Here is a 14,557-nt window from a genome sequence, read left to right as displayed (position 1 = left end):
TCCTCCCCATCCTCCCCATCCTCCCCATCCTCCCCATCCTCCCCATCCTCCCCATCCTCCCCATCCTCCCCATCTCCTGCCTCTACAGATTACCAATAACCAACACACAACCCCCCAAATTTAAAGAACTGTTACAGATCCTTACGAAATCTGTAGCAGCAGGCGATGTCAGTGGTACGATGCCCTAAAAATTGTTTCAAAATATCCGGAGTAAGATATGGCAGAAACCTTGAAAGGACAAGCTCCAAAATTTGGGGGCAGCACTGGCGGTTTGCTCAGCAAAGCGCTTGTGGAAGAAAAATACGCAATCACCTGGACCTCTTCCAAAGAGCAAGTGTTTGAAATGCCCAGCGGTGGCGCAGCGGTAATGAACGCAGGGGAAAACCTCCTCTACCTGCCTCGCAAAGAGCACTGCCTCGCATTGGCGACCCAGTTCCGGACCAAGTTCAAGCCCAAAATCGAAGACTATAAGATTTACCGGGTTTATGCTAACGGTGAAACCGAGTATCTCCATCCCAAAGATGGTGTGTTCCCTGAAAAGGTGAATGCAGGTCGTGCTTACTACGGCAAGAACGATCGCAAGATTGGCGACAACCCCCAACCTGCGAAAATCAAGTTCAGCGGTAAGAAGCCTTACGATCCGTAAACCCCAGGCACTTCGGGGCGATCGCCCAGGAAAAACGAGCCTTGTGCCGTGAGTTCCGAGTCAGGGTCCCCTAACATTTGTGGTAACCAGACTTGCGATCGCCCGCAATCTTTGTGTAACGTTCTTTAATCTGAAATCTCAATGGCTAATTGCTAATTGCTCAAAGTTTTTTGGCAATGAGTAGTTAGCCATTGTTTTGGGAAAGAGGACCCATCCCCCATCTACCCTATCTCCCCCATCTCCCCCATCTCCCCCATCTCCCCCATCCCCTCTATCTCCCCCATCCTCCCCAACCCTCCGGCAACATCAAGACCCTATGATTTTTCCAGATTTTTCTCAATTTACTGAACTCGCCAAACAAGGTAATTTTGTCCCCGTCTACCAAGAATGGGTTGCGGATCTGGATACCCCTGTCTCAGCGTGGTACAAAGTCTGTGCAGGACAACCCTATAGCTTTTTGTTGGAATCGGTCGAAGGGGGCGAAAATCTAGCCCGGTATAGTTTTCTCGGTTGTGACCCCCTGTGGGTTTTGGAAGCACGAGATAACCAAACCATTCAGAAACATCGCACGGGAGTGGTGGATGTGTTTGAGGGAGATCCGTTTGAGGCATTAGAAAACTGCCTGAAGTTGATTCAACCTGTGAAATTACCTGAATTGCCGCCGGGAGTGGGAGGTTTATTTGGATTTTGGGGATATGAATTGATTCAGTGGATGGAACCCCGGGTGCCTATCCATCCTGCGGCAGAAACCGATGTGCCCGATGGATTGTGGATGCAGGTGGATAGTTTGCTGGTGTTTGACCAAGTGAAGCGGAAGATTTGGGCGATCGCCTACGCAGATTTGCGAACTTTGGATCCGAAATCAGCATACAACCAAGCCTGCGATCGCGTGCGGGGTTTAGTCAAGCAACTCCAAGAACCCCTGTTAAAAAAAGACACCCTATTGGAATGGACCCCACCCTCCAGACCCTCCGATTCCACCCCCCGGAAAGAGTTGCACTATACCAGCAATACTTCCCCAGAAAAATACTGCCAAAACGTTTTAAAGGCAAAGGACTACATCAAAGCGGGGGATATCTTTCAAGTCGTCATTTCTCAGCGCCTCTCAGCGGAATATGAGGGAGATCCGTTTTCCCTCTATCGGTCCCTGCGGTTAATCAATCCCTCGCCTTATATGGCTTATTTCAATTTCGATGACTGGCAAATTATCGGGTCCAGTCCGGAAGTGATGGTCAAGGCGGAACTGACTCCAGAAGGGTCTAGGTTAGCCACCGTGCGCCCGATCGCCGGAACCCGACTGCGAGGACAAACCCATCAAGAAGATGCCGCCTTAGCCGAAGATTTACTCAACGACCCGAAAGAAGTGGCTGAACACGTTATGTTGGTGGATTTGGGTCGCAATGACCTCGGGCGTGTCTGTGTGAAAGGAAGCGTCAGGGTTGATGAATTAATGGTGATTGAGCGCTATTCCCATGTGATGCACATTGTCAGCAATGTGCGGGGGGAATTGGACCCGGAAAAAACAGCCTGGGATTTATTAAAAGCCTGTTTCCCGGCAGGAACTGTTAGTGGTGCACCGAAGATTCGGGCGATGCAGATTGTTCATGAGTTGGAAGGTTGCCGCCGGGGTCCTTATTCTGGGGTGTATGGGTATTACGATTTTGAGGGCCAGTTGAATAGCGCGATCGCCATCCGAACAATGGTGGTCCGCAGCAATGGTAATGGCAAACATACGGTTTCTGTCCAAGCCGGTGCGGGTTTGGTGGCGGATTCGGTTCCTGAAAGTGAATATCAAGAGACCCTAAATAAAGCGCGAGGTTTACTAGAGGCGATCGGCTGTTTGGGACGCTCTTCGGCAGGGTAAAGCTTGAGGGTAGATGGGGATGGGGAGATTGGGGAGATTGGGGAGATTGGGGAGATTGATAGTGCCCGCTCACGAGGAAACGACTGAAGTCGTGACGTTGAAAATCTTCCCCATCTCCCCTATCCCCCCATCTTCCCCATCTTCCCCATCCTCCCCATCTCCCATCACTTCCCCTTAGCAGCGGTGGGTTTCATAAATGTGGCTTCATAAGAGATAACGCCGGTTTCTTCACTGCCCAAAACCCTAGCAGCACCCAGGGAGAGGTCTAAATTACGGGGGGGAATATAAGGTCCGCGATCGTTAATCCGAACGATGACCATTTTGCCATTTTGAAGATTTTTAACTTTCAGATAGGTATCGAAGGGTAAGGAGGGATGCGCGGCTGTCATGTCCTCTTGGTTGTATGTTTCGCCGTTAGCGGTGAGGCGACCGTGAAAATAAGGGCCGTACCAAGAGGCGGTTCCCTGAAGTTTCTGAGGGGTCTCGACTAAGCCGTACATTTGTGCTTGTGCTTCGGCGATGGGTAAGGGTTGAGCGCCTAATGCTTTGCGGAGATTATTGGTCCATTCCACGGTGAGCAGGTCCTGGTTACGGGGGATAGACTCGACGACATCCTCGGACATCAGGAGTAAGGTGCGATCGCCCCCTTGGATGGCTCTAACGCCGTTGACTGTGGTGGGGGTCAGTTGTGCCGGATCGCGATCGCTCTGCTGTAACCAATCTTGGATCCGGTGAGCGAACAAGTCCGCTTGGATGCGATCGGGTAATTGAGCAACCTCGTATCCCTGAACCAAAACTTGAAATTCCGAGGGTTTCGTGAAAACAATCTGCTTTGGGTTTTTCTCCGAAAACCAGGAAACCGTTTGTCCGAATCCAAATAGATGCCAAGAGTGCCACCAATTGACTCGGGTCATGGGGCGAGAGGGACCAGGGGCAACGGAGACAGTTTTCACCTGAACTGATGAGTCCAGACTGGTTTTGGATTCTAAATCTAAGGGGTCTTCCTGGAAGAAATTAGACAAAAGTTGTCCCATTCCCGGGGTGGATTTTTTCGGCTTCTGGGAAGGGCCACTGCTAATCAGGGTGGCTTTTTCCTCCAAGTCTTGTGGGGTTGAAAGAAAATTTTGTTGTCCCAAAGCGTTACGGGGACTAGAATTCGTTACAGGTGGATTAACAGTGCATTGTCCCTTTTGAAGGTGCTTGTCCCAGTGGAGCGCTTTTGTGAACATTTGGCTGCCTCTGGAGTCAGCTAGGCGGTGTTTTCCCGGGCGATCGCTGATTTGAGCTAGGTGAGCAAAAAGCCGACGCTCACTGGAAGCCCCTTTGAATTTCAACGGAGGGCGGTGCTTTTCCACCAACGCATTACCGCCTCGCACAAGGCGGTGAGGAAGGTCCCAGCGATGACTCAAACCGGATAAAGCTGGGAGTGACAGCGGATTTTTCAGGGCAATGGCGGCATTCCCTAATCCAGCGCTGTAGGAAAGCAAACCGCTCAAACAGCAGGTCATCCAGACCAGTCCCATCAATGGCATAAGCGTTTTTATTAAGAGGTCAAGAAATTTATCATTTGGGAGAATTCCTAACACCATATCTCGAAATCTCTCCGAGATCAAGTGGACCTGGGGATCGATTCGGTTCTCAGATAGAGACGCCAATGGACTACGATCCCCGGTGAGAGCTAACTGTAATGAAATCGGTAACTAAGGCAAAAATGGACAAGCTTAATTTTTACATTGTTGATGTTTTCGCAGAAGAAAAATACCAGGGGAATCAGCTTGCTGTATTTACTGCAACCCCTGACCTGACTGGGGAGCAAATGCAACAAATTGCTAAAGAAATGAATTATTCCGAGACGACTTTTGTGCTGTCCTCGGAGCAACGAGCGGGTGGATATGATGTTCGGATTTTTACTCCGGCGCAAGAAGTCCCTTTTGCTGGTCATCCGACTTTAGGCACGGCTTTTATTATTCAACGAGAGATTATTCAACAGCCTGTAGAACGGGTTAATTTGAATCTGGCGATCGGGCAAATTCCAGTGACTTTGCACTATCAACAAGAGAGGGTGGATATTTTGTGGATGCAGCAAAAACCGCCGACTTTCCATCAGATAATTGAGGGGGAACGGGTGGCCGAGGTTTTAAATTTAGAAGTTGGGGATCTGGATTCGCGGTTTCCGATTCGAGAGGTTTCCACAGGGATTCCTTTTATGATTGTGCCGTTGAGAACTCATGCAGCATTAAAAAGGGCCAAAGTCAATCGAGATAAGTATTTTAAATTGATTGAGGGAACTGAGGCTAAATGTATTTTTCTGTTTTGTCCCGAGACGAACAAACCTGAAAATGATCTCAGTGCCAGAATGTTTGGTGATTATTTAGGGGTACCCGAGGACCCGGCGACTGGGAGTGCTAATGGTTGTTTGGCGGGATATCTCGTGGAGTATGGATATTTTGGGGAGGGTGGGATTGATTTGCGAGTGGAACAGGGATATGAAATGGGGAGACCGTCGCTATTATTATTGAAGGCGCATAAAGAGAACGGCGAGATTTCTGTATCTGTTGGCGGTAAGGCGATCGCTATTGCCAAGGGGGAATTTGTATAAAACTAGGGGGTGAACGGGTGATTCCAAGCTGACTCAGCTTTAAAACAGTCCCGTTGTCATGCTAAAAGTAGAAAGATTGGTATTCTAAATCAAGTCTAGGATACCCATACAACCAGAGAACCGGAGAAGGAAAATAAATGGCAAGGCCGACAAAAGCACAAATGTCTCAAAGTTGGGATAGTCGAAAACCCACTGCATTTAAAGACTTGAAAAAACGCCAAATGGAATACTATATGGGTGCCAAGCTGATTGAAGTCGGAGTTAACCCGAAATCAGCTATCTTTCGTTGGTCTTTAGAAACCAGTGGCAACCGGGAAACTTGGACTTATAGCGCTTACTGGGGGGACTCTAAAGAGGAGTTGTTGCAGCAAGAGCGATCGCAATAGAGTGGGATGGGGAGGATGGGGAGATGGGGAGATGGGGAGATGGGGAGGATGGGGAGGATGGGGAGGATGGGGAGGATGGGGAGGATGGGGAGGATGGGGGAGATGGGGGATTTATCAAGGTGTAAGCTGTTGCTGGTCTAAATCGGAATAGATTGGGATGGGGTAGATGGGGAGGATGGGGAGGATGGGGAGGATGGGGGAGTTATCAAGGTGTAAGCTGTTGCTGGTTTAAAGGATTGCAAGCATCTTGCTCGCTAAAATTAACCAGTTTAAATGCCAAACAGCTTAACTCCTTTTCTCCCCTTATTTCGGGTAAATTCTGGAGGATTGGGGGATAGTTTCTAGGACTTGGGTGGCGATCCCCGCTAAATTTTCATCGCGAGTGACTCCCATGATATAAATATAGAGGGGATGCGTGCCCACTTGATACACTTTGATATTCTGCAAATAATAAGTGAGGTAATTGTAGAGGGTGCGATATCTTCCGATGAGGGTTTGATCTAAAAGAAAACTAAAGCTGCCGATTCCTGCTAGTGCAGGTGCGAAGAATTCATCAATCGTGAGGGTTTGAACAGGGGTATTTGGCGGGTGATACGTGAGTTTTAGCAGTTGCTCAATGGTTACCCTCTCCGTATCCCAAGTAATAATCTGGAAGGGAAACTCAGACTCACTCAGCCAAAATAATCGATTCGTGAGTTCCGCTAATTGTTCAGTAAGGGGAGTATTGATAGGGTTCATGTCTCCGGGATAATAAATAGAGCAAAACGACTTATTATAGTACCAGAAGATTTAAAATGGGGGGAAGGAGGTATCCTGGCAAGTAAACCCCTGGGATCGTCCTGGATTGTCCTAAATGCGATCGCCTCCTTTTTCGGTAGAGAACGCTGTCCAAAGTGAGGAATGAGTAACAAATATCCTCTCGGAGGTACAGGGAATTGCCCCGACAATAACCTAGGGATAGTATATCAGAGGGGGTTGATGCTGCCTGTGGGAGTTTTCCCTACCTTGGGGAGTGGATCATCGGCAGTTAGGGAGAGTCCAGAAAAGGGGTAAATTGCCGTGATGTTGCGGCCCTGGGGTATTTTCCCCTGGACAATCGTAAAGAATTCTAAACACTTTTTTAAACCTAGCCTTTAATTATAGCATATAATTCCTTGGGCGTAAATTTATAAAAAAAATCTGTATTTAAGGTGGCATCGGAGAAACTGTTATAGAATTTACAAGAGAGCGAAAAAATTACTTAGAAGAGGGGAATATTGGGGGACAGCAGCCTGGACTAGATTGGCCAAGGAATCAGACCTCAATGGCGCACTCATCAAAACAAATGGTCAAAGATTGTACAGTGCAAGCGTCTTCCCCATGCTCCAACTTTTTTCGCTCAAGAGAGACCCTTGTAAACTACAGGACCGCACGCTAGGTTTTGCCTCAAATCCCCCTGAGAGAACACTCAAAAAGAGGAGGGCGATTTGCTAAAATTGAAGGGGAAACATAAAGTAAAAATAAAAAAGCGATCGCGGTTACTTTTTCAGTACAGGGCGTTCGGAATAAATTAGGAGAGTGAACAGGTAAACGCACTATGACACACCCAAAAAAAAGAATAGGTATTCTCACCAGTGGCGGGGATTGTCCCGGACTGAACGCTGTAATTAGAGCTGTGGTTAAATGTTCCTCCCGCAAGGGATGGGAAGTCTATGGCATTCCCTACGGTACGGATGGATTCATCGATGTTGCTAACGGAACCCGCCAACCGGAAGACATGAAATTGAATGAGCATGGGTATGATATCCCTGGATTGTTACAGGGTCTTGACGTGCTGCAATTTCTCAGTGGTAGCGTTTTAGGGAGTCTGAGTAAAGGGAATACAGAAAAACCGGAAGTCGCACAACAGATTTTAGAAGGTTATAAACGCTTAGAACTCGATGGCTTGGTGGCGATCGGGGGCGATGGTAGCTTGGACATTATCTATGATTTGGCGGTCAAAGGCAATTGGAATATGATCGGGGTTCCCAAAACCATCGATAACGACGTCCCCTTTACGGAACGTGCAGTCGGATTCCAGACTGCTGTGGATACGGTTACCGAAGCGCTGTACAACCTCACCTTTACTGCGGCGAGTCATGAACGAGTCATGGTAGCAGAAGTGATGGGACGGGATGCGGGACATTTGGCACTACACGCGGGAATTGCTGGGGGTGCGGATGTGATTTTAATTCCGGAACTGACTCCTGTACTAGACGAAAAGGCGATCGCTCAAATCTGCGATAAAATTGCCACCCTGCGTCAGGATAAGCGCAAATTTGCCCTAGTCGTCGTTGCTGAAGGGGTGAAACACCAAGATCGGCGACAGCATCGCAATATTGGGGACTATGTAGCCCAACAAATTAAACTCTACAGCCAGAAACTTTGTTCCCTCGATCGCCCGGAATTTTGCGGATTAGACGAAATCGATACCCGGGTAACGGTTCTGGGTCACTTACAGCGCAGCGGTACCCCATCCTCTTTCGATCGCATCTTAGCCACCGCCTTTGGTATCAAAGCGGTTGAGTTAATCGAACAAGGGCATTATAACCGCTTAGTGGTCTGGGAAGGCGGCAAAGTCGAAAGCAAACCCTTAGACTTAGTGATTCAACTCGTCCGACAGTGCCACCAAGAAAAACGCTGTGCCTCTCCCGTTGATCCCAACGGATTCATGGTACAAACTGCACGCGCACTCGGGATTTATGTGGGAGATGCCTCACATTCCGTAGAATACAACAGTAGCAACATCCCTGCGACTCCAACTGCGGTGAGTTAGGCAGGTGGGGGAGATGGGGAGGATGGGGAGGATATTCTTAGTAACGACTTCAGTCGTTTTTATCTCCCCTATCTCCCCCATGAACCCAGGACAAAGCACAAATGACAAATGACAACCGAAAAATGACAAATTATGAAATTTGTAGATGAATATCGCAATGCTACGACTGCTCAAGATTGCGCCAAGGCGATCGCCCGTATTACGACTCGTCCCTGGACGATTATGGAAATTTGCGGGGGTCAAACCCATGCGATCGTTAAATTTGGCATTGATGAACTGTTACCAGATAACATTACTTTAATTCACGGTCCTGGTTGTCCCGTCTGTGTTACACCGATCGCACTGATTGATCAGGCGATCGCCATTGCCTCCCATCCCGAGGTGATTTTCTGTTCTTTTGGGGATATGTTGCGTGTTCCTGGCACTGCTCAAGACTTGCTCAGTATTAAAGCAACTGGCGGCGATATTCGCATCGTTTATTCCCCCGTAGATTGCTTAAAAATTGCCCAAGAAAATCCCAACAAACAAGTGGTATTTTTCGGCGTGGGATTTGAAACCACTGCACCAGCAACGGCGATGGCTGTCTATCAGGCAGCACAACAAAACATCTCGAATTTTTCTATGTTAGTCTCCCATGTTTTAGTGCCTCCAGCAATGGAAGCGATTTTATCGGCCCCCCACCGTAAAGTGCAAGGATTTTTAGCGGCGGGTCATGTTTGCACCATTATGGGATACACCGAATACGAGGCGATCGCCCCCAAATATCAAGTCCCCATCATCGTCACCGGATTTGAACCCGTTGATATTTTACAGGGGATTTATCTGTGCATCAAACAACTCGAATCCGGACAAGCACAAGTCGAAAATCAATACAGTCGTTCCGTGAGAAAAGACGGCAACCAACCCGCCCAAAACATCCTCAAAGAAGTCTTTGAAATCGTCCCACGACAATGGCGAGGCATTGGAGAAATTGCCCAAAGCGGATTAAACTTGAGACAAAAATATTATGCTCAATTTAATGCAGAGAATCGCTTTGATTTAACCGGAATTCAGAGCGAAGAATCTCCCGACTGTATGAGTGGACTAATCCTGCAAGGGGTTAAGAAACCCCATGACTGTGAAGCCTTTGGCAAACGCTGCACCCCAGAACATCCCCTCGGTGCACCAATGGTTTCATCAGAAGGAGCTTGTGCCGCTTATTATCGATATCGACAACAAACTGCGGTTGTATCGAGGGTTTAGGATAGAGATTGAGAAGAGATAATTCTGAAAATATCGGTTCCCGCATTCAGGGGGTACAGATTCGGAGTGCGAGCATCTTGCTCGCTAGGAAAGTCGAAAAACGGTCGCTTGTTTCAGGATTCTGCCCGCTACTAATCCCTCTCCTTGGCACTGCTCGGCTCAATGATTTAAACTAATATAGATAGCTTAGGAGGAAGGTCCATGTCTAGTCCTACAATTCAAACACAAATTTGTCTTCCTGCACATTTGCTAGAAGCAACGGATAAAGCAGTGCAACAAGGAAAAGCCAAAAGCCGCGATGAATTTATTATGCAGGCGATTCGTCGGGAATTAGCGGCGCTGAAACGAGCAGAAATTGATGCAGAACTTGCAGAGATGGCACAGGATCCTGAATATCAAGCGGAAGTCTTACAAATGGAGGCTGAATTTGCTACAGCGTCTTGGGAGGCGTTGCAATTAGCGGAGTCGGAAGCATGAAATTGGGAATCTGACAACTGGGGAACTGCTGGATACACTCACTGGACATACTGACTCGGTGGAATCTCTTGCTATCAGTCCCGATGGGCGAACCCTGGTCAGTGGCAGTGGAGGGGTTTGGGCTGCGAACGGTGAAAACAGCATCAAGATTTGGTGGTTACAATAACCGTAAGGCTTTATTTGTTTAGAGTCTACATGAATTATCAGAGAAATTATCAACAATGTTCACTGAAACGGATAAAAAATATTATACTCCCGAAGAATATCTGGCATTGGAAGAACAGGCGGATTATAAAAGCGAGTATCGAGATGGAGAAATCGTACCGATGACCGGGGGAACTACTAATCATAATGAATTAGCATTAACTTTAGCCGCTTTACTCAAACTGAAACTCAGAAAACAAAACTATCGGGTTTATATGGGTGACGTTCGTTTGTGGATTCCTCGCTATCGTCAATACACTTATCCTGATGTTATGGTGATTGGCGGCGACCCGATTTATACGGATATGGGAACGACGACGGTCACGAATCCCTTGCTGATTGCGGAGGTTTTATCGAAGTCTACGCAAAATTATGACCAAGGCGATAAATTTATGTATTATCGCTCGATACCGGAAATGCGGGAATATCTTTTAATTGACCAAACTCGGTGTTATGTGATGCAATATTATAAAATTGAAGAGCATAATTGGATGTTAACAGAATGGGAAGGGGAGGCAGCGGGTTTACGGTTGAAGTCCGTTGATTTTGAGATGTCTTTGGGAGAGCTTTATGAAGGGGTTGAGTTTAAGGGATGATTAACAATCTGATGAATTTAACTTAATTTTTAACCCCCGTTCTAAAAATTTTGCAGAATATCGAATTACCCTTTATCCTAGGACAGGTGAAGGTAAGTTTAGGAAATCGTTCGATGTTTGAACAGTTATTTACGGAATTGACCGATCGCGATCGCACTATCCAAAGCAACCGTCGTCCCCTCAAAGGCGTGATTATTGGTGCCGGTCAGGTGGGGATGGCTTGTGCTTATTCCATGTTAATCCAAAATACCCTCGATGAGATGCTCTTGGTGGATGTCAACCAAGAAAAACTCCAAGGGGAAGTCATGGATTTACTCCACGGTGTCCCCTTCATTGACCCCACAGGAATCCGATCCGGGACTTTAGCCGATAGTGATGACCCGGATATCGTGATTATTACCGCTGGGGCAAAACAACAACCCGGGGAAACTCGCTTAGATTTGCTCAATCGCAATGTGCATATTTTTAAACAATTGATTCCGCAAATTGTCCAATATTGTCCTAATGCGATTCTGCTTTTGGTGACAAATCCGGTGGATATTATGACTTATGTCACCCTGAAATTATCAGGATTTCCCTGTAACCGAGTCCTGGGTTCGGGGACGGTTTTGGATACGGCGCGGTTTCGATATTTGTTGGCCAATCAATTAAAGATTGATCCGCGCAGTTTTCATGCCTATATTATTGGGGAACATGGAGATAGTGAGGTTCCGGTTTGGAGTAAGGTGAATATTGCCGGGATGAATCTGTGCAGTGGCGGAATTGAGGACTGTTCCGAAGCGGATGCAGAACGATTGCAAGGAATTTTTGACCAGGTAAAAAATGCAGCTTATGAGGTGATTAAGCGCAAAGGGGCGACCTCTTATGCGATTGGGTTGGGGGTGACGGATATTGTCAAAGCGGTGTTGAGAAATCAAAACCGAGTGTTGACGGTGAGTAGTTTGATTCAGGGGATTAATGGTGTCAATGATGTCTGTTTGAGTTTGCCTGCGGTGGTGAATCGTCAGGGTGTAACTCGGGTGTTGGATTTAGCTTTGACGCCGAAGGAACAAAAGCTGCTGCAACATTCAGCTACCGTGTTGAAAGAGGCGATCGCCAATTTGGAAATATAGCTGAGATAAAAACACCGCCGTATTATCCTCACATTTAAAGATAGCCGGATTCGTATATATTTGTCTCCGGTTGATGGGAGTATTTTATACATAGGTGTTAAAAAGTAAAGACCGATCGCCGCTAAGACATCGGGACCGCATGAGTGAGAAACCGGGTTCCTGGCCCAAATTGTTGTTAATGACTACAGATTTTGTACAGAAACCCGGTTTCTGGTCCCTGAGATGGAATCGGGGACTGGCCTTTTGGGAGGATAGCCGATCGCCCTCAAGATGGGCAATGGGTAGGCAAATTCGTTAAATTAAGACCAATCAACCCAAATATTTCTCAGCCCGAACCCACCCTAACCCCTTGGAGACTTAACCTCATGACTGCTACTTCTTCCCAGGCAAATCCCTTTCCCTTTGATTTTGCTCCCCATCCGACAGGAGATGCCGAACTCCTGCAACAACTCGCCTTTATCCCAGGATTGAAAGAAACTCTGGCAGTGCGTCAGGTTCATGCGTTGGAACACGCGACAGTCTGGGTATTGAGCGAAACTTCCGGTGAGAGGGCCCCCCAAAACAGCCAACCAGGGCGATCGCTGGATAATGATGGATTGGGCGGAATGTCCACCGATCGCGGATTTTATCTCTATGGACAGGTTAACCTCCTTGACCTGCGTCGTGCCGTTCATGTCGCCCACGATCGCCTGACTCGGGGGGAATGGGACCTGGCCCTTCATCCCCGTTGTGGCACAAATTTGTCCGTAGGGATGCTGATCACCGCAGGACTCGCCTTCGGAATCACGATGGTCCTTCCCCGAGACCCCATCTCCCAACTGTTGGGTTTAGGGGTAGCAGCAACCGCTGCCTCTCAGGTGACCCCAGACCTCGGCATCCTGGCTCAACGCTACCTCACCACGGCCATTCCCTATAATCTGGCGATCGAAGAAGTTACCCCCACCCAAGATATGTGGGGACGTTCCGCCCACTTTATCGGGGTCCGTTGGATCGAGTAGTTAATAAAACTTAAAGATTGGACCATTCCAGAGTATCCCGTTAGAGTAGTACGCTGAGAAGCAATTCCACTTAAACTTTTCGTTCAATTCATCAGAAGGAAAAAAAAACACATGGTTCAACGTGGTTCTCAAGTTCGCATTCTGCGGAAAGAGTCGTACTGGTTTCAAGAAGTTGGCACCGTTGCCACTGTAGACCAAAGCGGCATCACCTATCCCGTGATTGTTCGCTTTGACAAAGTGAACTATGCCGGAGTCAATACCAACAACTTCGCGATGAACGAAGTCCAAGAAGTTTCAGGTCCCAAACCTGGAAAATCTCCCCTTGACAAAGGTGGCACCACAACCAAGGCTGCTGCTCGCACAACCGGGACCGACGCCCGTCCCAAAGGAGGCAAAACGACTGCCAAACCTGAAGCCGGTAGCAGCGGTACCGTAGAAGGCGATCCCAACCAGGGAACTGAAACCCGCTAAGCGGTGCCGGAACTCCCTGAAGTTGAAACAGTGTGTCGAGGGTTAAATCAATTAACCCTCGGTACGAGTATTCTGGGTGGCGATGTTTTGCTGGCGCGAACCATCGGCCACCCAGTTTCGCCTCAAGATTTTTTGGCGGGAGTCCAGGGATGCGCGATCGCCTCGTGGCAGCGCAGAGGCAAATATCTCTTGGCGCAACTCTCCCACCCAAAGGATTCCGATGGGGTTCCCCGAGGCAGTTTAGGAGTCCATCTGCGGATGACCGGGCAACTGTTATGGGTCCAGCGAGAGGAACCCTTGCAGAAACATACCCGAGTGCGCCTCTTCTTCGAGGGCGATCGGGAATTGCGGTTTGTGGATCAACGCACTTTCGGTCAAATGTGGTGGGTCCCCCCAAATGTCCCCATTCCCTCCATCATCACCGGATTAGCCAAATTAGGACCGGAACCCTTTTCCCCTGACTTTTCGGTTGAATACCTGACGCGCCAACTCCACAAGCGTCAAAAAGCGATTAAAACCGCCCTCCTGGACCAAACCCTTGTCGCCGGGGTGGGGAATATTTATGCTGATGAAAGTCTATTTTTGAGTGGGATTTTGCCGACCAAGCTTTGTGCTGACTTGAGTCGGGCAGAAATTGAGCGACTGCATAGCCAGATTATTCAAGTCTTGCAAAGGGCGATCGCTGCCGGGGGAACCACCTTCAGCAATTTTCTCAACGTCAGCGGTGTCAATGGTAACTATGGGGGAGTCGCTTGGGTTTACAATCGCGCAGGGCAACCTTGCCGCATCTGTGGTACGGCCCTCCATCGCATTAAATTGACCGGACGTTCTAGCCATTTCTGCCCTAATTGTCAGAGTTAGGGATTGGGGGGATGGGGAGATGGGGGGATGGGGGAGATGGGGGAGATGGGGGGGATGGGGGAGATAGGGGAGATGGGGGAGATAGGGGAGATGGGGGAGATGGGGGAGATGGGGGAGATTGGGGAGATGGGGGAGATTGGGGAGATGGGGGAGATTGGGGAGATAGGGGAGATAGATTGAAGTCATCATCCGCCGTTCAACGTCACGACTTTAGTCGTTTACTCTCCCCATCCTCCCCATCTCCCCCATCCTCCCCATCCTCCCCATCCTCCCCATCCTCCCCATCCTCCCCATCCTCCCCATCCTC

17 protein-coding genes are annotated in these 14,557 nt (G+C 48.4%); 15 read left to right on the top strand and 2 right to left on the bottom strand.

Annotated features, from left to right (window positions below):
* The 3 genes from NG792_RS28275 to trpE form a co-directional block, all read left to right on the top strand.
* A partial coding sequence (locus NG792_RS28275; protein ID WP_261201838.1) for a hypothetical protein occupies positions 1-188 on the top strand: 188 nt, incomplete at its 5' end.
* Between the two features lie 29 nt (positions 189-217).
* Entirely contained in the window at positions 218-646 is a 429-nt protein-coding gene (locus tag NG792_RS28270; RefSeq protein ID WP_261201839.1) for a photosystem I reaction center subunit II PsaD, read from the top strand.
* 316 nt (positions 647-962) lie between these two features.
* On the top strand, positions 963-2,510 hold the full coding sequence (trpE, locus tag NG792_RS28265) for an anthranilate synthase component I (protein ID WP_261201840.1): 1,548 nt from the start codon (positions 963-965) through the stop codon (positions 2,508-2,510).
* A gap of 164 nt (positions 2,511-2,674) precedes the next feature.
* Here the strand turns inward: trpE and NG792_RS29055 are convergent, their stop codons facing one another.
* Positions 2,675-4,042: a septal ring lytic transglycosylase RlpA family protein gene (locus tag NG792_RS29055; RefSeq protein ID WP_317619237.1), complete on the bottom strand. Its 1,368-nt coding sequence runs from the start codon at positions 4,040-4,042 to the stop codon at positions 2,675-2,677.
* Between the two features lie 155 nt (positions 4,043-4,197).
* On the opposite strand from NG792_RS29055, the gene NG792_RS28255 reads away from it, so the two are divergent.
* Positions 4,198-5,109, top strand: a complete 912-nt coding sequence (locus tag NG792_RS28255) for a PhzF family phenazine biosynthesis protein (RefSeq protein WP_317619533.1) — start codon at positions 4,198-4,200, stop codon at positions 5,107-5,109.
* Positions 5,110-5,246: 137 nt separating this feature from the next.
* Positions 5,247-5,495, top strand: a complete 249-nt coding sequence (locus NG792_RS28250) for a hypothetical protein (RefSeq protein WP_261201841.1) — start codon at positions 5,247-5,249, stop codon at positions 5,493-5,495.
* 303 nt (positions 5,496-5,798) lie between these two features.
* Here NG792_RS28250 and NG792_RS28245 read toward each other — a convergent pair whose 3' ends face one another.
* Complete coding sequence (locus NG792_RS28245) at positions 5,799-6,233, bottom strand: nuclease A inhibitor family protein (RefSeq protein WP_261201842.1); 435 nt, start codon at positions 6,231-6,233, stop codon at positions 5,799-5,801.
* 838 nt (positions 6,234-7,071) lie between these two features.
* On the opposite strand from NG792_RS28245, the gene NG792_RS28240 reads away from it, so the two are divergent.
* From NG792_RS28240 to NG792_RS28195, 10 genes are all read left to right on the top strand, one after another.
* A complete protein-coding gene (locus tag NG792_RS28240; RefSeq protein WP_261201843.1) occupies positions 7,072-8,289 on the top strand; it encodes an ATP-dependent 6-phosphofructokinase in 1,218 nt (405 codons plus the stop codon).
* A 132-nt stretch (positions 8,290-8,421) separates the two neighbouring features.
* Complete coding sequence (hypD, locus tag NG792_RS28235; protein ID WP_261237716.1) at positions 8,422-9,531, top strand: hydrogenase formation protein HypD; 1,110 nt, start codon at positions 8,422-8,424, stop codon at positions 9,529-9,531.
* A gap of 201 nt (positions 9,532-9,732) precedes the next feature.
* Positions 9,733-10,008: a ribbon-helix-helix domain-containing protein gene (locus tag NG792_RS28230; RefSeq protein WP_261237715.1), complete on the top strand. Its 276-nt coding sequence runs from the start codon at positions 9,733-9,735 to the stop codon at positions 10,006-10,008.
* Between the two features lies 1 nt (position 10,009).
* The gene (locus NG792_RS28225) at positions 10,010-10,174 is read left to right on the top strand and encodes a hypothetical protein (RefSeq protein ID WP_317618911.1); all 165 of its coding nucleotides are present in this window, start codon (positions 10,010-10,012) and stop codon (positions 10,172-10,174) included.
* Positions 10,175-10,229: 55 nt separating this feature from the next.
* Positions 10,230-10,808 carry a Uma2 family endonuclease gene (locus NG792_RS28220; protein WP_261237714.1) on the top strand — a complete coding sequence of 193 codons (579 nt, stop codon included), beginning with the start codon at positions 10,230-10,232 and terminating at the stop codon, positions 10,806-10,808.
* Positions 10,809-10,858: 50 nt separating this feature from the next.
* Positions 10,859-11,920 carry an L-lactate dehydrogenase gene (locus NG792_RS28215; RefSeq protein WP_317619532.1) on the top strand — a complete coding sequence of 354 codons (1,062 nt, stop codon included), beginning with the start codon at positions 10,859-10,861 and terminating at the stop codon, positions 11,918-11,920.
* 365 nt (positions 11,921-12,285) lie between these two features.
* The gene (locus tag NG792_RS28210) at positions 12,286-12,918 is read left to right on the top strand and encodes a DUF6391 domain-containing protein (protein ID WP_261237713.1); all 633 of its coding nucleotides are present in this window, start codon (positions 12,286-12,288) and stop codon (positions 12,916-12,918) included.
* A gap of 111 nt (positions 12,919-13,029) precedes the next feature.
* Entirely contained in the window at positions 13,030-13,389 is a 360-nt protein-coding gene (locus NG792_RS28205) for a photosystem I reaction center subunit IV (RefSeq protein ID WP_261201847.1), read from the top strand.
* A 3-nt stretch (positions 13,390-13,392) separates the two neighbouring features.
* On the top strand, positions 13,393-14,250 hold the full coding sequence (locus NG792_RS28200; RefSeq protein WP_261237712.1) for a DNA-formamidopyrimidine glycosylase: 858 nt from the start codon (positions 13,393-13,395) through the stop codon (positions 14,248-14,250).
* 27 nt (positions 14,251-14,277) lie between these two features.
* On the top strand, positions 14,278-14,430 hold the full coding sequence (locus NG792_RS28195; protein WP_261237711.1) for a hypothetical protein: 153 nt from the start codon (positions 14,278-14,280) through the stop codon (positions 14,428-14,430).
* Positions 14,431-14,557: the final 127 nt, after the last annotated feature.

The organism is Laspinema olomoucense D3b (assembly GCF_025370785.1).
Lineage (GTDB): Bacteria > Cyanobacteriota > Cyanobacteriia > Cyanobacteriales > Laspinemataceae > Laspinema > Laspinema olomoucense.
Note: the sequence above shows the minus strand (reverse complement) of the source record. Positions and strands in the feature narration are given on the sequence as shown.

Excerpts from the sequence above, each read along its gene's own strand:
- NG792_RS28270 (WP_261201839.1), top strand. The coding sequence starts at position 218 with ATGGCAGAAACCTTGAAAGGACAAGCTCCAAAATTTGGGGGCAGCACT.
- trpE (WP_261201840.1), top strand. The coding sequence starts at position 963 with ATGATTTTTCCAGATTTTTCTCAATTTACTGAACTCGCCAAACAAGGT.
- NG792_RS29055 (WP_317619237.1), bottom strand. The coding sequence starts at position 4,042 with ATGCCATTGATGGGACTGGTCTGGATGACCTGCTGTTTGAGCGGTTTG.
- NG792_RS28255 (WP_317619533.1), top strand. The coding sequence starts at position 4,198 with ATGAAATCGGTAACTAAGGCAAAAATGGACAAGCTTAATTTTTACATT.
- NG792_RS28250 (WP_261201841.1), top strand. The coding sequence starts at position 5,247 with ATGGCAAGGCCGACAAAAGCACAAATGTCTCAAAGTTGGGATAGTCGA.
- NG792_RS28245 (WP_261201842.1), bottom strand. The coding sequence starts at position 6,233 with ATGAACCCTATCAATACTCCCCTTACTGAACAATTAGCGGAACTCACG.
- NG792_RS28240 (WP_261201843.1), top strand. The coding sequence starts at position 7,072 with ATGACACACCCAAAAAAAAGAATAGGTATTCTCACCAGTGGCGGGGAT.
- hypD (WP_261237716.1), top strand. The coding sequence starts at position 8,422 with ATGAAATTTGTAGATGAATATCGCAATGCTACGACTGCTCAAGATTGC.
- NG792_RS28230 (WP_261237715.1), top strand. The coding sequence starts at position 9,733 with ATGTCTAGTCCTACAATTCAAACACAAATTTGTCTTCCTGCACATTTG.
- NG792_RS28220 (WP_261237714.1), top strand. The coding sequence starts at position 10,230 with ATGTTCACTGAAACGGATAAAAAATATTATACTCCCGAAGAATATCTG.
- NG792_RS28210 (WP_261237713.1), top strand. The coding sequence starts at position 12,286 with ATGACTGCTACTTCTTCCCAGGCAAATCCCTTTCCCTTTGATTTTGCT.
- NG792_RS28205 (WP_261201847.1), top strand. The coding sequence starts at position 13,030 with ATGGTTCAACGTGGTTCTCAAGTTCGCATTCTGCGGAAAGAGTCGTAC.
- NG792_RS28195 (WP_261237711.1), top strand. The coding sequence starts at position 14,278 with ATGGGGGAGATGGGGGAGATGGGGGGGATGGGGGAGATAGGGGAGATG.